General features: G+C 49.5%; 19 protein-coding genes. 16 read left to right on the top strand and 3 right to left on the bottom strand.

The window, feature by feature from the left end:
• The first annotated feature begins 25 nt into the window (after positions 1 to 25).
• From EML15_RS08900 to EML15_RS08880, 5 genes are all read left to right on the top strand, one after another.
• Positions 26 to 2,311 (top strand): hypothetical protein, encoded by a 2,286-nt coding sequence (locus EML15_RS08900; protein WP_144275403.1) that lies wholly within the window; start codon positions 26 to 28, stop codon positions 2,309 to 2,311.
• A gap of 33 nt (positions 2,312 to 2,344) precedes the next feature.
• Positions 2,345 to 4,309 (top strand): hypothetical protein, encoded by a 1,965-nt coding sequence (locus tag EML15_RS08895; RefSeq protein ID WP_144275404.1) that lies wholly within the window; start codon positions 2,345 to 2,347, stop codon positions 4,307 to 4,309.
• 9 nt (positions 4,310 to 4,318) lie between these two features.
• Positions 4,319 to 5,308 (top strand): hypothetical protein, encoded by a 990-nt coding sequence (locus EML15_RS08890; RefSeq protein ID WP_144275406.1) that lies wholly within the window; start codon positions 4,319 to 4,321, stop codon positions 5,306 to 5,308.
• Between the two features lie 90 nt (positions 5,309 to 5,398).
• A complete protein-coding gene (locus EML15_RS08885; RefSeq protein WP_246858241.1) occupies positions 5,399 to 6,358 on the top strand; it encodes a hypothetical protein in 960 nt (319 codons plus the stop codon).
• The gene (locus EML15_RS08880; protein ID WP_144275409.1) at positions 6,355 to 6,900 is read left to right on the top strand and encodes a hypothetical protein; all 546 of its coding nucleotides are present in this window, start codon (positions 6,355 to 6,357) and stop codon (positions 6,898 to 6,900) included. The genes EML15_RS08885 and EML15_RS08880 overlap by 4 nt, the downstream gene beginning before the upstream one ends.
• A 48-nt stretch (positions 6,901 to 6,948) precedes the next feature.
• Here EML15_RS08880 and EML15_RS08875 read toward each other — a convergent pair whose 3' ends face one another.
• Positions 6,949 to 8,532 carry a hypothetical protein gene (locus tag EML15_RS08875; protein WP_144275411.1) on the bottom strand — a complete coding sequence of 528 codons (1,584 nt, stop codon included), beginning with the start codon at positions 8,530 to 8,532 and terminating at the stop codon, positions 6,949 to 6,951.
• Between the two features lie 140 nt (positions 8,533 to 8,672).
• Between EML15_RS08875 and ugpC the strand changes: the two genes are divergently transcribed.
• The 6 genes from ugpC (at position 8,673) to EML15_RS08845 (ending at position 16,046) form a co-directional block, all read left to right on the top strand.
• Positions 8,673 to 9,821: a sn-glycerol-3-phosphate ABC transporter ATP-binding protein UgpC gene (ugpC, locus tag EML15_RS08870; RefSeq protein WP_144275413.1), complete on the top strand. Its 1,149-nt coding sequence runs from the start codon at positions 8,673 to 8,675 to the stop codon at positions 9,819 to 9,821.
• A 272-nt stretch (positions 9,822 to 10,093) separates the two neighbouring features.
• Complete coding sequence (rpsL, locus tag EML15_RS08865; RefSeq protein WP_144275415.1) at positions 10,094 to 10,465, top strand: 30S ribosomal protein S12; 372 nt, start codon at positions 10,094 to 10,096, stop codon at positions 10,463 to 10,465.
• A 3-nt stretch (positions 10,466 to 10,468) separates the two neighbouring features.
• The gene (gene rpsG / locus EML15_RS08860) at positions 10,469 to 10,936 is read left to right on the top strand and encodes a 30S ribosomal protein S7 (protein ID WP_144275417.1); all 468 of its coding nucleotides are present in this window, start codon (positions 10,469 to 10,471) and stop codon (positions 10,934 to 10,936) included.
• 210 nt (positions 10,937 to 11,146) lie between these two features.
• Entirely contained in the window at positions 11,147 to 13,276 is a 2,130-nt protein-coding gene (fusA, locus tag EML15_RS08855) for an elongation factor G (protein WP_144275419.1), read from the top strand.
• 334 nt (positions 13,277 to 13,610) lie between these two features.
• Positions 13,611 to 14,801, top strand: a complete 1,191-nt coding sequence (gene tuf / locus EML15_RS08850; protein WP_144275421.1) for an elongation factor Tu — start codon at positions 13,611 to 13,613, stop codon at positions 14,799 to 14,801.
• Positions 14,802 to 14,879: 78 nt separating this feature from the next.
• Positions 14,880 to 16,046 carry a hypothetical protein gene (locus tag EML15_RS08845; protein ID WP_144275423.1) on the top strand — a complete coding sequence of 389 codons (1,167 nt, stop codon included), beginning with the start codon at positions 14,880 to 14,882 and terminating at the stop codon, positions 16,044 to 16,046.
• 370 nt (positions 16,047 to 16,416) lie between these two features.
• Here EML15_RS08845 and EML15_RS08840 read toward each other — a convergent pair whose 3' ends face one another.
• Positions 16,417 to 16,752, bottom strand: coding sequence for a VOC family protein (locus EML15_RS08840; protein WP_144275425.1), 336 nt, complete (start codon positions 16,750 to 16,752; stop codon positions 16,417 to 16,419).
• Between the two features lie 195 nt (positions 16,753 to 16,947).
• Between EML15_RS08840 and EML15_RS08835 the strand changes: the two genes are divergently transcribed.
• The 4 genes from EML15_RS08835 to EML15_RS08820 all read left to right on the top strand — a co-directional run bounded on the left by EML15_RS08835 (position 16,948) and on the right by EML15_RS08820 (position 20,882).
• Positions 16,948 to 18,177, top strand: a complete 1,230-nt coding sequence (locus EML15_RS08835) for an MFS transporter (protein WP_144275426.1) — start codon at positions 16,948 to 16,950, stop codon at positions 18,175 to 18,177.
• 199 nt (positions 18,178 to 18,376) lie between these two features.
• Positions 18,377 to 19,354 carry an ABC transporter ATP-binding protein gene (locus EML15_RS08830; RefSeq protein ID WP_144275428.1) on the top strand — a complete coding sequence of 326 codons (978 nt, stop codon included), beginning with the start codon at positions 18,377 to 18,379 and terminating at the stop codon, positions 19,352 to 19,354.
• Entirely contained in the window at positions 19,351 to 20,127 is a 777-nt protein-coding gene (locus EML15_RS08825) for a hypothetical protein (protein WP_144275430.1), read from the top strand. The genes EML15_RS08830 and EML15_RS08825 overlap by 4 nt, the downstream gene beginning before the upstream one ends.
• Positions 20,127 to 20,882 (top strand): hypothetical protein, encoded by a 756-nt coding sequence (locus EML15_RS08820; RefSeq protein ID WP_144275432.1) that lies wholly within the window; start codon positions 20,127 to 20,129, stop codon positions 20,880 to 20,882. The genes EML15_RS08825 and EML15_RS08820 overlap by 1 nt, the downstream gene beginning before the upstream one ends.
• Here the strand turns inward: EML15_RS08820 and EML15_RS08815 are convergent.
• Positions 20,871 to 22,118, bottom strand: coding sequence for a DUF4143 domain-containing protein (locus EML15_RS08815; RefSeq protein WP_144275434.1), 1,248 nt, complete (start codon positions 22,116 to 22,118; stop codon positions 20,871 to 20,873). The genes EML15_RS08820 and EML15_RS08815 overlap by 12 nt on opposite strands.
• Positions 22,119 to 22,257: 139 nt before the next feature.
• On the opposite strand from EML15_RS08815, the gene EML15_RS08810 reads away from it, so the two are divergent.
• Positions 22,258 to 23,481 carry an MFS transporter gene (locus tag EML15_RS08810; RefSeq protein WP_144275436.1) on the top strand — a complete coding sequence of 408 codons (1,224 nt, stop codon included), beginning with the start codon at positions 22,258 to 22,260 and terminating at the stop codon, positions 23,479 to 23,481.
• Position 23,482: the final 1 nt, after the last annotated feature.

Below are 23,482 nucleotides of genomic sequence, written 5' to 3'. Positions count from 1 at the left end.
ATATGCAAATAAAGGAAAGACGCTTATGAACTCGACATTGCACCTTCGCTTATCGCAATTAGATCAAGTCACGCTAGAGCGAATTATGCGTGCGCCGCAGTTGGATGAGCAAGAATTAGCGCAACTATTGGGGGAAGAGCATAGCGATCTTATTCCTGAGATAATGCGTAAACGGCAGCAAGCTGCCCCCGAGCATTTGCTGACAGCTGCTCAGGATTCTGGAGCTGCCCCTGGAACAACTGCAACGTCGGAAGCGGAACCTGAAGAAGCCATCGTGGCAGCAGAGGCAGCGGAAGTCGCACAAGCAGCGGATCAGATCATCACTGGTTTAGAGTTTAGCGCCTATGATTATGGTGCAGATGTGGCTGGGGCACCAGGGATTAATACCTATGATCTGAATTATCGTCGGGAGAATGCAGATAGCCAAGCGCGCACGGAAATCGTTTGGGAACCCATCCACGGCTATGACACTGTGCTCTACCGCGTCATGCGCACTGACTATCTCACAGAAGAACCCTCACCTGATGACGCAGAAGAACTGGTGGTGACCACTGACACCACCTTTGAGGATCCTGTCCCGGACCATCATGCCTATATGGAATACCAAGTGTGGGCATATGTAGGCAAAGATATCGCAGACGCTAGACGCGCCCAACCCATTTTCATTGGTCGCCAACTGTGCATTTTCCCGCCGTGCGATATTCAGATTAGCGAAGCCCAAGGAGTCATTGAGGGCACCTGGCCAGCTATTAGTGGGCTACATAAAATGCGCGTGTATGTCATGGAGGGGGGTCGTGGACGCATTGACCGCCCCGAAAATGAGCTTTTCGACGGCGTGACAAAGCGTTCTTTCCGTTATCGCACGCACAACCGTGGCGTGAGTGTCAAAGTCGCCTTTTGTGCTGGGGTACTCGACGCGTCAGGCAATGAAAACTATGGTCCTACCAGCAAAGAATATATTGTCAATGTCGATGGTGAGCTGGAAAAAGTACCGTTTGAGTTGGTGGATAAGATACAAGATGATGTCACCGCAAGCACTCAGATTTATGTGAATTGGTATGCGCCACCGGTAGGTAAAGTGCGCGTATATCTGAGCAATCAACGCCCCAATGAAGACCTCACGTGGGAAGAAGTACCAATTGAGGCATTAGAGAACGACGGGGTGCTCAGCAATGCCATTATCTACCGCGATTTTGACGACTACGCACCAGGTGAGTCTGTGGATCATTATTTCATGTGGCCAGATGGTGAAGATGAAGTATATGTCACCCCGGTCAATATCTTGGGAGAGAAAGCCATTGTGGGGCAGTCGAGTGCGCTGCAACGCGTGGGCGATATACAGCAGGCGCAATTACGCGAAAATGTTGGGTTCCAACTTATTTCCTTCGACTGGCCACTAGGCGCAAGCACTGTTTTAGTAGAAAAAACCTCTACCGGTGGTTATCACAACGGTTTAGAGCGGACAAAAATTGGTGAGATTACCCAGAAGAATTATCGCCGTAATGGTGGTATCAGATTGAACCTGAACGCTAATGGTGAAGATATTGTGCTCACCCCGCAGAGCATGGACGCCGGCAGAATTGAGAGTGCCCAAAATCCCACTGTGGTGAATTATCCAGGACTATGGCGCTATCTTTACACAATTCAGGCGGTAGCTGGCAATAACCCAGGGTTGATCATTAAAGTGTGGCGCGATGGTGCGCGTGACCCCAACCCACCGCGATTCCGTATTGTCCACAATGCGGATCGACTGCCGCTTTTCTCACAGGATTATGCGCAACGACATCGTGTGGAATTAAGCGCACAACGATGGGATAATGCGCACGCTGATTCCATTGGTGGTCCCATTTTGACCACTGAGGAGCTTGGCGCTGATGAGCAGGGCGCAACCACATGGTTTATTCCTGGTAAAGAAATAACTCGCCCGGGCTTTATTCGGCTATTCATGGTGCATGAGGATATTCATGCTGCTGGGGTGCGCAAAATTTTAACTGATGAGCGTAATGAATTGACGTTTATCAATAAGGATCATGTTGCAGTATTCCAGAGCAACAGTGCCCATGCTGCTGCTCCAGCTGGTGTACCTGGGGCAGGAGGATCTGGTGCTGTGGCGCAACCTGGTGCCTCGTCGTACGCAGATCCAGGGTTAGGTACTGGCTACCAGCCTGGTAATGGGCATAGTGAATATACCCGTGTTGTCGAAACAGTCCGGCCACTAGAACAACCACAACAGCCGCAACCGATGCAACCAGCACAACCAGCACAACCAGCGCAGCAAAAACCCAAAAAACGCGGTTGGTTTTCGCGCTAGACAAGTCGCAATAGAGCTTTAAGGAGGTGGGAAATGTCCTGGGAAGAAGAAAAAGCCAGCATGGCAAGTATTCTTCATGATGCTTATCAGCAATCTGAGCCACAGACCCAGCACCAGTGGGAACAGCAGGTACAAGGCACAGCGTCGGAAGCTCAGACGCATAACGACGCTGGGCAAAGGATTGAGCCTGAAACACAGACTATTTGCAGTGATGGTGCGCTTACCTATGCCTCTTTTGCTGCAGCCACATCGTCACGCAAACGAGCTGGTTGGCAGATCGGCACCTGCATTGGGCAGATGAGTGAAGAAGAAAAAAGCTCAGTGATTAGCAAAATCCCTACCCACCTGGCTAGTCAAACACCTATTCCGCTCTATGCCTCTGCCAAGGACAGACAGCAATTTGTGCGTCGAACAGCATGGCTGTCTTTAGCGCCACATCGCGCCAAGGTGCTCATTCATTCTGTTCCCGCTGGAAAAGACTCCGCGAACCGCGCAGGTAATGTTTTTTCCACGGCACATATTTTTCGCTATTCCCACGCGAGCGAGTCTGAGCTAACTTTTTATCCGGCTAGTTTCATCGCTGCACCAGAACTTGCTGAGCCATTCAACAATGAAATTGATTCTGTGCAGCTTAGCTCCACGCAGTTGAGCACTCGTCCTGATTCTGACCCTCGTGCCCTTGCTAACCCGCAGCAAGTTATGCGAGAGCTGTTTGCCCAGGAACCTGCACAGCTTGTTACTCTTGGGGTCATCGTCGATGCGCTTGCTAGCGGGGAAAAAAGAATTATTCTTGGTGTTGATCATCAGCAGGCGGCATTGTGGATTGCTGCCATCGGGTATTGCTTTTCTCCTGAAACCGCACAAGAACTATACTTTTCCACTTTTGAGCGAGAGAATACTCTTGCCAAGGTTTCTCGAGCACGCTTGGTTGCGATTCCGCGTAGTGATGTTGCACAGGTGCGGGAGAATGAGCAAGAAACAGAGTCAATAGTTATTGACATTGCTGCTGGTGTGGATTACGACAGCTCAGAGACACTGTCCTATGTACGCAGTGGCGAGTATATGCGCCAGATTCAGAAAACAGCTAAGTCGAAGAAACTACTTGAGTATGGTGCGCAGTTATGGACTGACCCAACAGCACTTGCCATTGTAGTTGCGCTAGACGCATCCCTTTCAGGAACGCAATCGGCACCATCAGCTAAGGCGCAGCGCAGATCCACAGCCACTGATTTGTTGGCGCAGAACCAGGATCACGACTATGGTGCGAATCCTTTTGCTGATGTCACTGATTCCTTAGCACGTTCTGGAGCTAGTTCCGGTCACGCACCCTCGACGGATAGCCCCATAGCAGAAGCAAAGGACAAGAAAACGCCGCCTACACCTCGAACGCAGGTGCATAATCAACGAGGCGTGACGTCGGAAGTTCATGTGGCTCAGCCGGTTATCGACTACATCAATGCTCATCAGGGCGCGCAATGGTTGGATGCTATAGAGCACTATCCTGAGGAAACACTCTGCTATACCTGGTCGGCAGTGGTAGAGTTCTTGCGACGTTCCCCAGAGCACTTAAGCCCAGAGCATACAGAGCAGTTGTTGGTCATTTATGCTGCCAGTGCAGCTGGTTATTTTGCTGGTGCGGGGGCAGAACATTCTTTTTTGATTATGTCTATGCCGTGGCAGTGCGTAAAAACGTGGCAGCCGGAATTGCAACAGCGTTATGTGGCGCGTATTCATGAGTTTTTGGCGAATGCGCATACGGCTAGTGTGCTGCCACGATTGGAGATGGTGCGGGCAAAGCCCAACCATCCTCTGCATGATACTGCTGCGTTGGTGCAGCGTGTTGTGAAGGAAGGAATGGTTGGGGCGCCCGTGGCAGTACCTCCTAGGCGTTCTGAGCCAGTTCAATGCCCACAGCAAGCACAGCAATCTCAAGGATCTCGTGATCTCCGCCAGATGAGGTCGCAGCATATCGCCGGAAATATATCGACAAATTTTTAAGGAATAATCATGGCAGTTCGTACTCTTAGCGCAGGACAAAGCACCGAAATTCTTATGCGTGGTGCGATTGATGTTGAGGCCTTCGCGCTTGGGGCACAGTCGACCCCGATACGCATTGAATTAACAGGGGATGCGCAGTATAACCGAGCTCGCGATAGCCTGCTCAAATTACGTGGTGGGAGTGGGGAGATAAAAATTTCTTTGCACCCAGTAGGTAGCGAGGAGTTTGGTCCTGGAACCCAGGTACGGGTGGTGGTTATTCGCGGCAAGATGGGAACCCCTGCAGCACAAGGAGTGGAGCTGCCGCCTATTGCTCTCGACGGCAGGCAAAGTGCTGTGGTGGGCACATTGGCTTTTGCGGGGGAGAACCTTGTGGTGAAAGCTGAGGGGATTCGCAGCGAGAAGGTTATGACTGGTGTGGCTGCTATGGTGCGTGCCGGGGTGTTGAGTGAAAAGAATCGTGGTACTTTCTCGCATACTCAGATTCCGGCTGCTCCTGGTGTTCTCAAACTCATTGTTGATGCTACGGCGTCGATGAGTGCGCAGAGTACGGCTGCTGAGTTAGAAGTGGCTACAGAAATTATTACTGGTGTGGTGGGTGCGCTTTATCCTGATAAAGGCATTGCAGTATATGCAGGGAAAACGCATAAAAATAATGATCAGCCTATTTATACCAATAATAGTGCGGAGTTATTGACTGCTGTTTCTGAGGTGGTTGGTCAAGGTGCAGGGCATATTGGTTCTGGTGTGGTGCGTGGGTGTGATGAGCAGGCTCCTGAGGTTCCCACTTTCTGTATTCGTGACGAACAGCCTGAGCCGGAATCGAATGCAGGGTTTAGTATTGTGCTTGGTGTGCGGGATCAAGAGACTTTTTTTGAGCCACGTACTCGAACGTTATCGCTTAGTCCGCAGTTGGTGGCATTGTTAAAAGAGAATAACACTGAGGCATTGCGTGGCGTTTACGCTGATATTGTGCATGCTTGTGTCGTTTCTGAATAAGGAAAGAATAAGGAAAGTAGAAAGTAAGCGTTCATGACTCTCGACTACTCAACTAGGTGCCCTTACACTTTCCGTCCTTTGGCTAATCCTATGGCTACTCGTTCTGAGTTTGTGGATAGGGAATTGCCGCAAGGTTGGCAGGGTTCATTGACCATAACTATTGCCCTTGCTGGGGCTCGGGCTAGTGGAAAAACACTCTACATTGCGGTGTTGCTCAAAGTGCTTGAGCAGATGATTGAAAATTATGGGCAGGTGTTGCGTCCAGCTGATGCGTCGACCGCAGAAAGCTATGCGCATAATTATGAGGATCCGTTGTATCGGAAGATGGGCTTGCCGAATTCAACTCCGTCCATCAATTCTGGCGACGCCTACCAGCATGATCCACTCATCTTTGACATTGGAAAGTGGGATATTCAAGGCGAACAGCGCCAAGTTTTTTTGGTACTGCGCGACGTCGCGGGTGAAGATTTGGAGGTGCTGCCCAAGGAGAATCTTGCCCAACTGGAATTTTTCCAGTATGCGCATGAAATTATTTTCCTCTTTGACCCGCTTACTGTGGAAGAAATCCAGAAAATGCTGCGCGGTAAAGTCCATGTGGAGAGCGCTGATGAGGAACCGACGAAGAATGTTCTTGATAATCTGCTGTATCTGATGAATGGCACGCGTACTCGGTTGGCGGTCACCTTGTCTAAGTTTGATACGTTGCGCCAGCTAGAGGAGATACAAGGGCTGGATTGGGCAGAGATCATGGGTAATTATGGTGCGGCGTTTAATCGGGAACTCGACCCACCATACACTGGCACTGACCAGGTACTATTGCATAATGAGATTTCTTCTCTCTTAGTGCGGCTCGACGCCAAGCGCTTGATTAACACGCTGACTAGTCAGGGCTTTGACCAAGGTAGTCAATTGCGTTTTTTTGCGGTGTCATCACTGGGGAATAATCCGCATGGTTCGCATTTGGATCGTTCTGGCATTGCGCCATTCCGCTGCGCTGACCCCGTATTGTGGTTGCTCTATGACTACAACATTCTCACAGGAGGGAAATGAACATGACCTTTGGTGGTTTTAGAAACCCTAACCAGGGCTATGACCAGGGGAATGATCGCAATGGTGACCAAGCATTTGCGCCAACTCGGGCAACCACGGGCATTAACCAGAATGATTATCGCTTTGGCAGCACACAGTCTACCTACCCTGAGCAGGAATATGTGGGGGCTGTTGGATCAAATCACATCCGTGGGCGGGTAAATATCTTCCATGCGCCGTGGGCATTGTTGATTGCTACAGCATTGACATTGCTGCATTTTATTTACCTGTTTTTCCTGCTAGGTAACCGTTTCTTCTTTGATGTGCAGTATGCACATAACTTCGATATTCACATAGGGTTAAGTATCGTAGCGCTCATCTTTGCCGCCACTTGCGCAATTTTCATGCTCAGCGGCTACCAGTGGGGGCGCATTGGGCTTAGCATATGGTCAGTATTGAGTTTGTTTTTCCTTATCGACGATCGCCTATGGATTGGCGGGATCATTGGCATTATTGCGCTGGTGCTCATATGGCTGCCAAGTAATAAGGGCTGGTTGCGTTAAGTTTGTGCTGTGGCGTTCTAGCTGCACGTGCCAGAGTGTTGCGCGCGCTTAAATGTTATAGAGATTGCGGGTAACATCCACACCGTCGGGCTGCCCGACCTTCTGGAAAATGGCATTGGCAGTCTCAAATGCTTGAGTTGAAAAGTGTAAAGCGTCCTTTTGGCTATCTCTATTTAAGGTAGCCGCCCACTGTGCCCATGCCTTAGCTAATATACATTGTGCTCGTGCCAGCATAATGAGATCGGTTTTTTCCCGCAGATTTTGATACGCAGGATTATCCGTGACCTCTAATAATTTTCCAATGGCATTTTTGGGTTGTCCTGCATTGATGTAGAGCAGTGCTAGGAGGATTTTGGCTTTAATGATCGACTCTGCGTCGCCAGTTGTGGCAGCGAGCGTCTCATTTTTGGTAGCGCGGTCGAAGGCTTCGCGTAGATGTTCTTTTTCATTGGTAGACCGCAGAGTCATAATGGCACGATAGTTTGCGGCAGTAGCTGCAATAGGATTGCGGTTGTGTAGATAGAGTTGGCTTAATTGGTCATAGACTTTTACCGCAAGTTGTTCTGCATTATTTTGCTGGCCCAAGGTATCGGCAGTGCTTGTTAAAAGTTCTGCAGCGTAGTCATTGTCGAGTCCTTCAAGTACCTCGAAAAGCTCATCGGTATATTTGTGAGCCTCGCTAATGGACTGCGTATCAATAATGACCTCACTGAGTGCCTGTGCCCGCAAGCGTTGTTCATTCTGCACGTCTTGAGCTGTTTTTTGTGGGGCACTGTTTTCCGGGGCTGTGTGAGTTGTGGCGGATTTGGGTTGCTGTGTGGTGTGGGTGTGTTGCGGGGTAGGTTTAGCAGGAGCCTGCGCCTGCTGTTGGGGTTGCGCCTGTTGCTGAGTCTGCTGCTGAGTATATTGCTGAGTCTGTGCCGGAGCCTGTTGCTGCGCTTCTTGTCGATTCTGGCTAATCTGAGCAAATCGACGCGCCACGCTGGCAACTGGAACAAGTGAACAAGTGCCTAATTCCCGTACCAATTCCTCGCGTTTTTGTGGGGAGCAATCAGGTAAGAGGTACTCAGATAGGTTCAGTTCATCATAGGAACAGAGCGCGGCACAGTTGGTAGCAGCGCGGAATTCGTTGATAGCTGCGTCGGTGAGTTTGTTGTAGTGGTAGAGCATTCCAAGGTAGAGATGGTTGGTCATGCGTGCGGCGCTGTCACCGAGGATGAAATTGCACAGTGCTGCCAGGCGTAAGATGTTGCTGATATTTTTGTGCGATTTAATGACCGCTTCATCATTTTGGAACACCACGAGATCAATAATGAGCTGATGGTACATGGTCACCAGGGCATAGGTGTGTACGGGGGTTTGACCATAAGGTGTTTCCGGGGTGCGTAATGTGGATTCAATATGCGCAAAAAATTCCCGAGGGCTGAGGCTGGCATCTACTGGGCAACCTGCGTCGCTAAAAGTTTTTTGTACTACTGGCACGGTCAGAAATGAATGAGCTGGCTGTACTGGGTACCAGAAGAAATCTGGCAATGTTTGCCGATAGTTCAGGCGTGGGGCAGGGTGCAGTGCTTCTGAGAATGCAGTCGACGCTGCTGCGGAAGGTGCGGATGGGGTGCCAGGAGTATTCACACCTAACACGATATAACAGGATAACTGTTTTCTGCTAGGTTTGTTATGTATCACAGTAAACGTCTTACTGTGGTTAAAACTGCAATCTTCACTTATCTTCACTACGGATCGTTCGGCACGTTCCTGCCGATGGAGGAAAAATGGCAAGTGTTACTTATGAGAATGCGACATTGGTGTACCCAGGCGCTAGTGAGCCCTCGGTTAAATCAATCAACTTAGATATTGCTGATGGCGAGTTTTTGGTGCTCGTCGGGCCGTCGGGCTGCGGTAAATCTACTACCTTGCGTATGCTTGCGGGCTTGGAAGAAGTCAGCAGTGGGCGCATTTTGATTGGCGGTCGTGATGTTACTCATGCTCAGCCTAAAGAGCGCGATATTGCGATGGTGTTCCAGAATTATGCGCTTTATCCGCATATGACCGTGCGGGAAAATATGGGCTTTGCGCTAAAAATCGCTGGTGAGCCTAAGGATGTCATCAATCAGCGAGTGGAGCAGGCGGCGAAAACTCTTGATCTGACTGAGCTATTGGATCGGAAACCAAAAGCGCTTTCTGGTGGTCAGCGTCAGCGTGTTGCAATGGGGCGCGCTATTGTGCGTGAGCCGCAGGTGTTCCTCATGGATGAGCCATTGTCAAACTTGGATGCTAAATTGCGTGTGCAAACCCGTACCCAAATAGCTAGTTTGCAGCGTCGTTTAGGCGTTACCACGGTGTATGTTACCCATGATCAGACTGAGGCTTTGACAATGGGGGATCGTATTGCGGTGCTTAACCAGGGAGAATTGCAGCAGGTGGGTACTCCTCGGGAGCTTTATGAGCACCCTAATAATGTGTTTGTGGCAGGATTCATTGGTTCGCCTGCTATGAATATCGGCACCTTTGCTCTAGACGATGATGGTTATGCCACTTTAGGGCAAGCACGAGTCCGGGTCCCTGAGCAGGTGCGTCAAGCCTTGACAGCTGAGGATAAGTCCCAGGTAGTGATTGGGTTCCGTCCGGAGGCGTTGGAGTTGGTTTCTGAGGCAGAGGCGGCGAGTGCTACCGAGGGCATTATTCCGGTGCAGTTGGATTTCGTCGAGGAGCTTGGTTCGGATTCTTATCTGTATGGGCGTCTTGTTGGTGGCGGGCAGTTGAGTTCTGGTGCTGAGCAGAATCCGGAAAAGAGTGATCAGATTGTGGTTCGTGCGTTGCCTCACGTGGCACCTCAACCAGGTACTGTGGTGTATGCCCGTATTCGGGAAGATGGTCAGCATTTCTTCTCGTCAACAACAGGGCAGCGTCTTGTAGACTAATGTCCCTTGCACTTTCGACGCCTACCCTATGATTTGGTTAATCCCAAGATCATAGGGTAGTGTGTCTTTTTGATCCCGATTATCTATGGGAACCTGTCATCATTTCTTATGGATTTCTTGTAAAACCATGAGGCGTGATGTTCTGGGAATCTCGGAAGTGGCCCCGATAAAGAGCCCCTTTTTTGTCGTGTTTGGGGTCATTTCCATGTAAAAGTCATTGGTGCTGCACTGTGCAGTGCTGGGGCGTTAAGAAAATTACAGAAAGACGGTTCATGCCTACTATTCAGCAACTTGTTCGCAAGGGCCGCCACGATAAAGCAGCTAAGGTAAAGACAGCTGCGCTGAAGGGTTCTCCTCAGCGTCGTGGCGTGTGTACTCGTGTTTACACAACTACACCTAAGAAGCCTAACTCAGCTATTCGTAAACTCGCTCGTGTGCGTTTGACCTCTGGTATTGAGGTTTCTGCGTATATCCCAGGTGAGGGTCACAACCTCCAGGAGCACTCAATGGTGCTTGTTCGTGGTGGTCGTGTAAAGGACCTTCCAGGTATTCGTTACAAGGTTATCCGTGGCGCACTTGATACTCAGGGCGTAAAAGACCGTAAGCAGGCTCGTTCTCGTTACGGTGCAAAGAAGGAGAAGTAATCAATGCGTAAAAATGCAGCTCCAAAGCGTCCTATTGTTAAAGATCCAGTGTACGGCTCTCAGGTTGTTACTCAGCTGGTAAACAAAGTGCTTCTCGACGGTAAGAAGTCCACTGCAGAGCGTATCGTCTACGGTGCACTTGACATCTGCAAAGAAAAGACTGGTACCGACCCAGTGCTTACCTTGGAAAAGGCTCTTGGAAACATCAAGCCTGACCTCGAGGTTCGTTCTCGTCGTGTTGGTGGTGCAACCTACCAGGTTCCTGTTGAGGTTCGTCCTGATCGTGCTAACACTCTTGCACTTCGCTGGTTGGTAACTTTTACTCGTCAGCGTCGTGAGCACACCATGATCGAGCGTCTTGCTAATGAGATTCTTGATGCAGCTAATGGTCTTGGTGCTTCTGTGAAGCGTCGTGAAGACACTCACAAGATGGCTGAAGCTAACCGTGCATTCGCACACTACCGCTGGTAAAATATCTTATGCAGAAACTAACCCAACCATGTATGCGTCATCTATGGCTCAGTGCATTAGATGTTATGCCCTGTGGTTGGGTTCTTTTTCCGTCTGCTTAAACTCGTGCTGAAAGTTCAGCAGTTTTTTGGCAAGATAAATAATTACTAAACAGACATATCCGTATAACGGGCGCTTTCGGGCGCTTGGGCTACACAGTTAGGGAATAACGTGGCACCTCAAGAAGTGCTTAAAGACCTCAACAAGGTTCGCAACATTGGCATCATGGCTCACATCGATGCTGGTAAAACTACTACTACTGAACGTATCCTCTTCTACACCGGTATCAACCGTAAAGTAGGCGAGACTCACGACGGCGCCTCCACCACAGACTGGATGGAGCAGGAAAAAGAGCGCGGTATTACTATTACCTCCGCTGCTGTTACTTGTTTCTGGAATGGTAACCAGATCAACATCATCGACACCCCAGGTCACGTGGACTTCACCGTTGAGGTTGAGCGTTCTTTGCGTGTTCTTGATGGTGCAGTTGCTGTGTTCGACGGTAAAGAGGGTGTTGAGCCTCAGTCCGAGCAGGTGTGGCGTCAGGCTGCTAAGTACGACGTTCCACGTATCTGCTTCGTGAACAAGATGGATAAACTTGGTGCAGACTTCTACTACACCGTTCAGACCATTATCGACCGCCTTGGTGCAAAGCCATTGGTATTGCAACTTCCAATCGGTGCTGAAGATGACTTCGACGGTGTTGTCGATTTGCTAGAAATGAAGGCAATTACTTGGCGCGGTAAAGTAGAGACTGGTGCTGAGCCTACAATCGAGGAAATCCCAGCTGACCTTCAGGAAAAGGCTGAGGAATACCGCGAGAAGCTCCTTGAAGCTGTTGCTGAGTCTGATGAAGAACTCATGGAGAAGTATTTTGGTGGCGAGGAGCTTACTCTTGAAGAAATCAAGGGTGCTATCCGCAAGCTCACCATTGCGTCTGAAATTTACCCAGTTCTTTGTGGTACTGCATACCGCAACAAGGGTGTTCAGCCACTTCTCGACGCAGTTATCGACTTCCTTCCAACTCCACTAGACATTGGTGAGGTACACGGTACTGCTGTTGGTGATGAGTCCAAGGAAATCACTCGTAAGCCTTCTGTTGATGAGCCTTTCTCTGCTCTTGCTTTCAAGATTGCTGCGCACCCATTCTTTGGTAAGCTCACCTTCGTTCGTGTGTACTCCGGTATTGTTGAGCCTGGTACTCAGGTTGCTAACTCCACCAAGGGTAAGAACGAGCGTATCGGTAAGCTATTCCAGATGCACGCTAACAAGGAAAACCCTGTTGAAGAAGCGCGCGCGGGTAACATTTACGCTTTCATTGGTCTGAAAGACACCACCACCGGTGACACCCTATGTGATAAGAACAACCAAATCATCTTGGAGTCTATGGACTTCCCAGATCCTGTGATTAAGGTTTCCATCGAGCCTAAGACTAAGTCTGACCAGGAGAAGCTCGGTACTGCTATTCAGAAGCTCGCTGAAGAAGATCCAACATTCACCGTTGAGCTTGATGAGGAATCAGGTCAGACCGTTATTGGTGGTATGGGTGAGCTCCACCTCGACGTTCTCGTCGATCGTATGAAGCGTGAGTTCAAGGTTGAAGCTAATGTGGGTAACCCACAGGTTGCTTACCGCGAGACTATCCGCAAGGCTGTGGAGAAGGTCGAGTACACTCACAAGAAGCAGACTGGTGGTTCAGGTCAGTTCGCTAAGGTTATCATTGCCCTTGAGCCATATAACCCAGATCCAGAGACTCTGGAAGAGGGCGAGAGTGCAACTTACACCTTCGAGAATGCTGTTACCGGTGGTCGTGTGCCAAAAGAGTACATTCCTTCTGTGGATGCTGGTATCCAAGACGCTATGCAGTATGGTTACCTTGCAGGCTACCCATTGGTAAACATCAAGGCTACGTTGCTTGATGGTGCTTACCACGAGGTTGACTCCTCTGAAATGGCCTTCAAGCTCGCTGGTTCCCAGGCGCTCAAAGAAGCTGTGGCAAAGGCAAAGCCAGTATTGCTTGAGCCTTTGATGATGGTTGAAGTTATCACTCCTGAGGACTACATGGGTGATGTTATTGGTGACATCAACTCACGTCGTGGCGAGATTGCTTCTATGGATGATCGCGCAGGAGCTAAGGTTGTGAAGGCTAAGGTTCCTCTTTCTGAGATGTTCGGATATGTTGGTGACTTGCGTTCCCGTACTCAGGGTCGTGCACAGTACACCATGATCTTCGACTCTTATGCAGAGGTGCCAACTAACGTTTCAGCTGAAATTGTTGCTGAGCGTAATGGTACTGCCTAGAATTTAATTAGGTACTGCTGCCTGCATTTTCTCAGTTGCGTGTCAGTTGCTGGGGAAATGCGAATCGGGTAGTGGTCTGCTGATTATTCAGAGTTCTGTTCGTGCGTTATTGCTGTAGAAAACTGAGTAATGAGCAGGCCGTTACCCGCTATGATTCCCTAATAGTGCTGCGCGGCTTGAAAAATTAGGCGTGTGGGAATAGCATTATGTAACTGGCACAATTTTGTAATGTGCTGTGTTTGCCAGGCTGCCGAATTAGCAGCTGAAAGCACAGTGTTTGTAAACCATGTGGCTGCGAGAGTCGTGGTCACCGCGAAGTCCAGGAGGACATACAGTGGCAAAGGCTAAGTTCGAGCGTACTAAGCCGCACGTAAACATCGGTACTATCGGTCACGTTGACCACGGTAAGACTACCACCACCGCTGCTATTACCAAGGTGTTGGCTGACGCTTACCCAGATCTCAACGAGGCTTTCGCTTTCGACGCTATTGACAAGGCGCCAGAAGAGAAAGAACGCGGTATTACCATTAACATCTCCCACGTGGAGTACCAGACCGAGAAGCGCCACTACGCACACGTTGATGCGCCAGGTCACGCTGACTACATCAAGAACATGATTACCGGTGCTGCTCAGATGGACGGCGCTATTCTTGTTGTTGCTGCTACCGACGGTCCAATGCCTCAGACCCGCGAGCACGTTCTTCTTGCTCGTCAGGTTGGTGTTCCTTACATCCTCGTTGCACTTAACAAGTGTGACATGGTTGACGATGAGGAAATCATCGAGCTCGTTGAGATGGAAGTTCGTGAACTTCTTGCTGAGCAGGAATACGATGAGGAAGCTCCAATCATCCACATCTCTGCATTGAAGGCTCTTGAGGGTGACGAGAAGTGGACTCAGTCCATCATCGACCTCATGCAGGCTTGTGACGACTCTATCCCAGATCCAGAGCGTGAGACTGATAAGCCATTCTTGATGCCTATCGAGGATATCTTCACCATTACTGGTCGTGGTACTGTTGTTACCGGTCGTGTTGAGCGCGGTTCCCTCAACGTTAACGAAGAAGTTGAGATCATCGGTATCCGTGAGCAGGCTCAGAAGACTACCGTTACCGGTATCGAGATGTTCCGTAAGCTTCTTGACTACACCGAGGCAGGCGACAACTGTGGTCTTCTTCTTCGTGGTCTTAAGCGTGAAGATGTTGAGCGTGGACAGGTTGTTGTTAAGCCAGGTGCTTACACTCCTCACACCGAGTTCGAGGGTTCTGTGTACGTTCTTTCTAAGGATGAAGGTGGACGCCACACCCCATTCTTCGATAACTACCGTCCACAGTTCTACTTCCGCACCACCGACGTTACCGGTGTTGTGAAGTTGCCAGAGGGTACCGAGATGGTTATGCCTGGTGACAACGTAGATATGTCTGTTACTTTGATCCAGCCAGTTGCTATGGACGAGGGTCTACGCTTCGCTATCCGCGAGGGTTCCCGTACTGTTGGTGCTGGTCGCGTTACCAAGATCATCAAGTAATATCCCTAGAATCTAGGATTAAAACCGCTCTGCTTGTCAGGGCGGTTTTTCTTATTGTTCTATGCCATAATGAGCTGCGTGCCCTTTTCACAGAAAATATCCAATCCCAGGCTCGCCATACTATGTTGCGGTATCCTCAGCGCATTCGTAACATTGCTGGCGCAATGGGCTTCACGACGAGGTGCGGAACCATTTTCCCCATCACTATTGATGAATGCTACCGAAGATGATCCGATAGCTAGTTATATCCAAACACGTGACCCTAGTTTTCGGCTTTCGTCTAACCCGGAAGATCACTATGACGGGGTATATCTATGGGCAATGGCAGCTGATCCTTTTGCTCGCGGCAGCGCACATGATCTCATTGACCTGGCGGCTTATCGCTATGGGCACCCGTTTTATGCGTGGTTGATCCGTGTTTGTGCATTGGGGCAGGAGCATCTTTTTGACACCGTTGCATGGGTTTTGGCGATAGGGTCTGCAGCGGCAGCGGCCATGAGCATTGCCTATCTTGCTTATCGCCTTGGGGGAAGTCCTTGGTGGGGGCTGCTTGTTCCCATGAGCCCGGGTTTGTTGTTTTCTACCACTACGGTGCTTACGGAACCTTTCCAAGTATTTATGCTTGCATTGGTACTTCTGGTGTATGGTAGTCGACGTTCGCGATGGCTACTCATGCCCTTGAGCATTGCAGTGTGCTTAACAAAAGAGCAGCTTAGCCTCGCAATTTTGGCGCTGATAGCCCTAACTGTATGGCGATGGCTTGTAGAGCATAACCTTTCTTGGCAGCGGGCAAGGACGACAATTTTTGCCCTTGCTATAGGGCCACTTAGTTTATTGTGCTGGTTGGTGTATGTGCGTAGTAATTTTGATGCTCAGCAGCAGGAGTATGATAGCGGCAATATCGGAATCCCATTTTCTGGTTTCTTGGGCATTGTTGACTACGCAGCGCAGTTACGAGCAGGGGATGCACTCTCGAATCAAATCGGCAGCACCACGACGTCGTTTAGCATTGCACTCATTGTTGTAATCGTTGTGGGGATCATTGTGGGACTCTGGCGTCGCGACGCACTGGGGTGGGTGGTTGCCTCGCAATTGGTGATGATGTCTATGCTTGGTTGGCGCACACTGGTCTATCCGCACGAAATGTTCCGCATACCGGCTATGACCTTAGTATTCTTTGCGCTTATGCTGATTGTTCACTTGCCGAGTCAGAGGGGTGGTGCTGCTAGGAAAGTTAATACATGATAAATAATGGATAAAATGTTACCTCAATCACTTGCCCGCATGAACGGAGTGAGCCATACTAACTGTAGTTGTATAGGCTATGCCCAGAGCTAACCGTGATGGATACACAATATGCCGTGGCAAGTAATTTTTGAGTTGGGAGATCATCATGCATGGGAATTCTTCTAAAATGTTTTTACCTTTTTTGATAATCTTGCTTGCAACGCAAGTCACGTTTCTCGTGCGAAGTCCGTCGGTAGAGCACTTTGTATTCTCTGCTGTGGTGGTGCTTGTTTGTTGCGCAGCCTACTTCGCAATTGTTAAATTAGCGGAATCCTTGAGGAACCGTCGGAAACAGCGCTGATAGCTGGTAAAGTGCATGCAACTACAATTAGCGGTCGTTGATTTGGAGCGCTAAACCAGACGGATCAATCACTCGTAGGGAAGTGCCGAAGTCTTCTTCTACGATTGTGCCTGGATCAAACCCAGCAGCTTGTAGTGATTCTTGTATTTCGGTTAGGGCGGTGTCGGCGACGAAGCACAGCTCAATTCCTTCTTTAGGGTAGTTCGCGCCTGATGCTGTGTGTAGTGCAAGAATGCTCTGGTCGCCACTGAGCTCTACCCAAGAATCTCCGTCACTTCCGACGCTGAGGCTAAGCCCTAGCGCCTCATAAAATTTGATAGAAGCCGCTGTTTCATCTGTGTACCGAATAGCCAAAAGTTTCATACGACCACGCTCCTTCTAGTTTTGTTGAGTTGCCTATGTGGCGATGACGCTTGTATTTTTGCAGTTCAGTGGTAGTGTTTGTCGTTAACGAATACACAATCTTTATTTTCTATAGTTCAATAGAGTAATACATAGAACATGATTATGTAGTGCTTTGAGTAAAAAACTCGTTGTTGTTTGTATTTGTTTTAAGGAATGGTTCACATAAAAGAGACAAAAGAGACATTCTCTCGCCAAGAGAAACTATTTTTCGCTGCTACGTTTGTTTCTATCTGTGGTGATGTGCTTATCCCCACCGCATTCATTCTGGAATCGCTGAGAGTGGAACCACAGGGGACAGGTTTCACATTAGTGCTAATCGCGCTATGGCTTGGTCGTTTTGGTGGTACGCTAGGGTTTCGTCGAATACCGCATATTGCACTCAAAAGTATTCTGATTGGCGCTGATAGCGTGCGTCTTATCGCTCAACTTGGGCTGGTGGCATGGATTATGCTGCGTCAGGATTCCATTGTGGCAATGTGTATATCTTCTCTGCTCTACGGGATCGCTACGTCATTTTTTATGCCGGCACGTTTTGCCATTACACCTGATATCGTCGTCAGGTCACGCTTGCAACGTTTCAACTCCGCCGCAGATTTGGCGCATAATATATTGATGTTCGCGGCACCCGCTGCCGCTACCTTTTTCTTTCTCAAAGCCGGGTTTGTACCGATTCTGCTTTTCGACGCTCTCACTTTCCTCATTGGGATTGCACTATTGCTCAGCATCAAGATTGATCCTCGTATCCAGGAAGAATATGAGTATGAGGAGGAATATAGTGCTGGCTCGACGTCGGAAAGCGAGCCTAGGCGGATCCGTGATATGCGTTTCTTTCCTCGTTGGGCAGTGTGGGGTTTGTGTTCATGGGCGTGTATCACATTGCTGATGGGGTACTCCGGGGCAGCAGGTCCAGCGCTGGTGATCCAACGCTTCGATGCGACCGGCTGGGCAATTATTTCCACTGCTTTGGCCTTAGGCGGGGTAGTAGGTTCTGCGGGGCAACTAATGGGTATGCTGCAAAAGTTTTCTTGGCCACTATTGCAGACCGCCACAGCGACGCTTATCGCTGCTCAAGTAGTATCTTTTTCCCTGAGTCGGTCCGTGATGGTGATTGCGCTACTTGCATTTAGCACCGCATTTATGATGAGTGCTGCCGGTATTGCTTGGGATACTCGGATTCAGCAAAGCCTGGAACCCGGCAGGCTGCGTGCTTTTGCAAACTGGGAAGAATTCCTGACCACAGGAACTATTCCGCTGGGTATGGTTGCTTTTGGGTTGGCAACGACATTTAGTGTGCAATTGCCAGTGAGCGTGGTCATGGCACTAGCGTGTGTGCTGGTCTTATGCCCAATTATGGTGAAGTCGAAAAGCTCTGGTGGTTCGTAGCGTACTGCCCAGGTAGGGATTTTCGTCGAAAGCGTAGCGGATTGCTTATCGACGGATTATGCTAAGAACATTCTTATTCCGCTTACTCAAGGAGAATGCCTTATGTCAGTCGATGGTTTCTCTGCGCAGTTCATGCCGCAGAACAAGAAAAAGAAGGAACATCCCATGACAGCATAAGGACTAAGAATGAGGTTTAGGTGTGAGTAATTCCCCAGCTTTATTGGTAGAAGAAATATCAAGAACGTACCAGCGTGGGGAAATAATCGCATTAAAAAATGTATCTTTTTCGCTAGCACCTGGTGAGATTCTCGGCCTGGTCGGGATCAATGGTGCTGGTAAAACTACCACGCTAAAAATATGCGCCACCATTTTAGCTCCCAGCAGTGGTCGCGTAGCAATAACCGGGATTGACGCTGTTGCCTACCCAGAACGCGCACGCGCGCACATCGGCATGATGTTTGGGGTAGAACGTGGCTTTTATGCTCGCGCTTCATTGCACAGTAACCTAAGGTTCTTTGCTGATTTAGCAGATGTACCCTATCGGGCGCAGCGGGCGGAAATTGACCGCGTATTGTCCTTGGTCGGGTTGTCTGAGCTGCGTAAACGCGCAGTGTCTACGTTGTCGCATGGGCAAAGACAACGCGCGCATATTGCGCGAGCACTGCTCGGCAATCCTGCCTTAGTGCTTCTCGACGAACCAACAAGCGGTTTAGACCCTGATGTCTCGGTACAGATTCGTAATGTGGTGCGTCAGGTAGCCGACTCTGGAACTGCCATTGTGCTAAGTTCGCACTCCATGGCTGAGATTGCACAGCTGAGCAATAACATTGTGCTGCTCGACCAAGGTGAAGTGCTCGTCTCTGGCAGCGAGCAGCACATATTTGATTTTGCACAATTAGCAACAGTGGTGCAGTTCTCCCATATTCCGCACTCGGAAACAGAGGTCGTTGCCCTGCGTACTGCTTTGGCTTCTCTGGGAGTATGCTCACTCCACGCGCAGGGTGGAACATGGTGTTTTAGCATTTATGTGCCGCCACCATACAACCGGGCAGAGATTTATCATCGGATACAACAGGCGTGTGCGTCAGCTCGAGTAGCTATGCCTCACGATGTGACTATTCGCGATGCTGTATTTGAGGACGCTTTCCTTGCTTTAGCAGCAAGGAGAGCACAATGAAACACATTGCCAGATTTGTGCGTATGTCATGCTTTCACATACGTGAGCTCGCCCGCACTAGCTATTTCCTGGAATTGGTACTGAGTGCCACTCTTGCCACCGCACTCATCCAGCTCCTTGCACTTAACGCATGGGGTGGGCAACCGTGGGTGGGTTTTATCCGAACAATTGCGATTGGGATGTGGACTGTGACTGTCACTGCCTCCGGTATTTTAGGCTTTGAGCGTGTCAAGGGCACATTAGTATTTTTAGCCCATAGTCGACTTGGCACCTTTGCTGGTATTGCGCCAAGCATTACTGCCTGCGCTACATTCGGGCTGCTAGCCATTCCGATTTCTGCTGCTATATGGTTTTTCCCTGGGGCTGTGCGTACGTTGCCGACACCCCAAGTATTCCCGACATTCCGGTGGAATCAGTGCTTATTATGCGTGCTAGGCGCATTATTGCTGTGGCTGTCCTTGGTGGTGATGAGTTACATCATTGCCGTGGTTTTTCTCGCCACTCCACACGCCTTAGTGTACGAGGGGTTGCTACTTGTCCCACTCATAGCATTGAGTGGGATTTTCGACATCTCTCTCGGCGGCACCAGCTTGAGCCAATGGAGCAGATTCTTTGTGCCCAGCGCTGGCAGTGTTCGATTCCTGATGGATTTTCAGCTTCTCGACGCCGCCCTATGCGTTGTGGTGTGCGTCGTCTGGCTGATTGCAGCGAAAATGATTGTGCGACGCACTGCGAGTCTGGCACGCAAAAATGCGACGATTGAGCTGGTGTAATGATGGGTATCTACGCGATCATAAACGCTGTGCGAGTGTTGGCACGGTCGTCGAACGCTACTTTTGCGAGTGTGCGTACTTTTATTGTCACAGTTTTTTGTGTCCCAGCTTTGGGCATAAGCCTCGACGTACTCCTCGGCAATGGAGTTGGGGCGCCAGAATTGGTGCCGATTGTGGTGGCGTCTTTGGTCATTAGTTCGTTTTCGTTGGCGGCAGCGATTGTGGTGGGTATTGTGGTTCACGATCGCAATACCGGAATCGCACTGGAGATCTTTTCTCGCAGGCGCATTCCGCTTGCATATTGGTGTGGGGCAAGCATTCTTGCCTGTGCTACCTCAGTGCTGGGCAGTGTAGTGGTGCTGGCAGTATTGACGCTCACCGCAGGGGTGTCATGGTCTTTGCTTTTCCAACTTGTTGTCCCCAGTGCGTTATGCGGAGTTGGCTTTGGTATGTGCGCTGCTGGTGTTGGATTATTGCGCGCTAACCCCTACGTGCTGCTCAATTGGGTGGTCGCCTTATTGCCGCTGAGTAGCGGTGTGGTGGTACCACTTGAGTTTTATCCACCACCCGCTGCTGCATTGTTGCGTATGCTACCGCTGACGCAGGTTGTGCAGGCATGGCGTGGTGGCAGAGTGCCAACCTACCACGATAACTTTGCGACGTTACTCTCTTGTGCTTTGCTTGCTGTTTTAGGCTGCTTGATTGCCCAAAGGTTTAGCGCGCGTATGCGCAAAGGGGTATTGCTACAAACCTAGAAGTGCTAGTGGAATGACAGCTACGCCGTCTGCTCGTCGATAAGCACGCTCACCTGTCGTGAGGATAATGGTATCGGTGATGTCTTGGGGTAGCTGTTTTTTCAACCATAATAGATGTCGAACATCCTCATCACGCACGTGAGCGGTGAGTTTTACCTCGATAGCGAGTAGGGAACCATTTTGATCTTGAGCGATAAGATCTACTTCATGATCTCCTTTTTGAGTTCGGAAATGGCTCACAGTCCCCAATAAGGCATGGGTAGCTACGCGCACTGACAGGGTAGCCAGTGACTCAAATAATGGCCCTATGAGGTGCGAGAATCGGGAACTGAGTAGTTGTGATTCATTGATGTTGAGCAAGCGCAGCACAAAAGCAGGGTCGGCAAGCTGGTGCTTCGGGGCACGCGCTAGACCGGTAAAAGGCGAGCGACTAAAGTCCCACGCAGGTACTTCATCGAGCATCCATATTTCTGCTAGTTTTTCTCGGTACACCAGGGTGGTGGTTTTTGCCGGTTTTTGACCTTTATCAGAAATAGCCATATTGCGGATTGTGGAATAACTGGTGGTAGTGGAACTAGCAGCTGCATAGGCACGTAACCACTGCAGTAGACCTGCGCGATTGCGTACCGTATAGCCTTGGTCGGGTAAGTCACGGTCGACGATTCGATTCAAGTAGGAATCTAACTGAGCGTTGCGCACGGGTTCTGGAGCTTCATAAAAACCCGGAAAACCACTGCTTGCTATGGCATGCACATAGTTTTCTAGTGTGAAATGTGTTTGCCCAGAGATAGTGGCAGTACCAGAGAAAAGCTCGCGCAAGGAGATTGTTGCGTGTTGGGGTGTTCGCTCAAAAAGTGCCAGTGGACGCATTCTTAGCGAGAGGATTCTTCCTGCCCCACTGTGGGTATCTGTTCCTGCAATGGGAGTTGCTGAACCAGTCAAAATGAATCTTTCGGCAGGTGCGCCAGCATCAATGTTTCGACGTACATAGTCCCATGTCTGAGGGAGTTTTTGCCATTCGTCGAGCAGAATTGTTCCTTCTGGTGCGAAAGTAAAATATGGATCAGCGGCGATGATTTGTTGGTCGCTTGGGTAGTCAAGTTTTAAGGTGGTGGTACTTCTGCGCTGTGCAGTTTCAGTTTTTCCCACTCCTTTGAGCCCCTCAATGGCAATAGCGCTTACATAAGGAAGAAGTTGGTCGAGTTGCTGGTCTGCTGCTCGGTGTAAATAGGACATAATCTGCTTCTTTACATTTTCTATTTGACGTATGCTACCAATTTTCCGTAACTTACGCTACCAATTTTCCTTTTTTATTCCTGTCCTGCTCTTAATTGGATAACTGTATAATGATAGTTATTTATTGAAAGGGGATGCTATGCCACAGGATGCAACGTCGAAGTCAAAGCCGACAAACCGTGAGTTTCAGCTGTATCTTTTCTCTGGCGTAGCGTCGCAGGTAGTGGGTGTTGCTGTAGCTTTAGCGATTCCGTTAGTTATTTATCGGCATACTCAAAGCCTGGTAGCTGCCGGAATTATCGAGACTATTCTGGCACTGGTATCCCTGGTAGCAGGAATTATTGGTGGCAGCTTGGCTGATATGAAGCAACGGAAAAAGATCATTCCTATTGGTGAGGTTCTTGCTGCTCTTACTGCTTGTGCCACGGCGGTACTTATTGCTAGTGATACGTTCAATATCATTGCTTTTGGTGCACTGTTGTCGCTAGAAGTGTCGTGTAGTGCTGTTTCGGGAGCCAGCATCGGTTCTTCTTTGCCGCAGCTAGTGCCTAGGGAAAAACTTGCTAGTGCAGAAGGACTGATGCAAGCCCGTATGCAGGCAGCAGGATTAGTGGGACCTGTGTTCGGTGGTTTTCTGCTTAGCATCAATGATTGGTTGCCCTTTCTGGCTAGTGGGCTAAGTGCTCTTATTTCTGCTGCGTGTTTTGTGCTCATCAAGAGTCCGTTGGAACCACAACAACGAGCACAAACCTCATTGCTGAAAACCACAATGGGTGGTTTATCCCTCGTCATTCGCAATGCCTTTGTGCGTAACTTAATTATTGTGCAGCTATTTCTCAATAGCGCGATGTCGGGAGCTCTCTTTTTATCTGTCATAGCTTTGGAAGAAGCGGAATACAATAACTACATTATTGGTTTTGCTAGGGCGGCAATTGGCGTGATTGGTGTTCTTGGAGCGTTGGCAACGGGCTATTTACAGAAAAGATTTTCCTTGCGTACGCTCATGTTCCTCAATGGAATCAACCTGACGGTTATGCTTTCTGCCGTGGCACTGCTGACTCCTACATTAGCTATGGTTATCCCCTTGGGATTATGCGTAATTTTTGCTCCAGCTGCTAATGCTGTGGTGTATGCGAAAATGTATGACCTACTTGATGAAGATATATTCGGGCGGGCAACAAATACTCAGGTAGAGATTGTTACTGCTGGTAGTGGGTTATGGAGTACGCCGCTAGGCTATATTTCTCACGCATGGTCAATTACCATAGGCGTGTGGTCGTGTGCCTTACTTGCGTTGGGTGGATTGTGTAGCACATTTTTCTTTGACAAGGCAGTGCGTGCTCTTGAAGTAGAGCAGAACTAAA

This window comes from Corynebacterium sp. sy017 (assembly GCF_017918135.1).
In the GTDB taxonomy this organism is placed as follows: domain Bacteria; phylum Actinomycetota; class Actinomycetes; order Mycobacteriales; family Mycobacteriaceae; genus Corynebacterium.
This window is presented reverse-complemented; position numbering and strand designations above follow the sequence as displayed.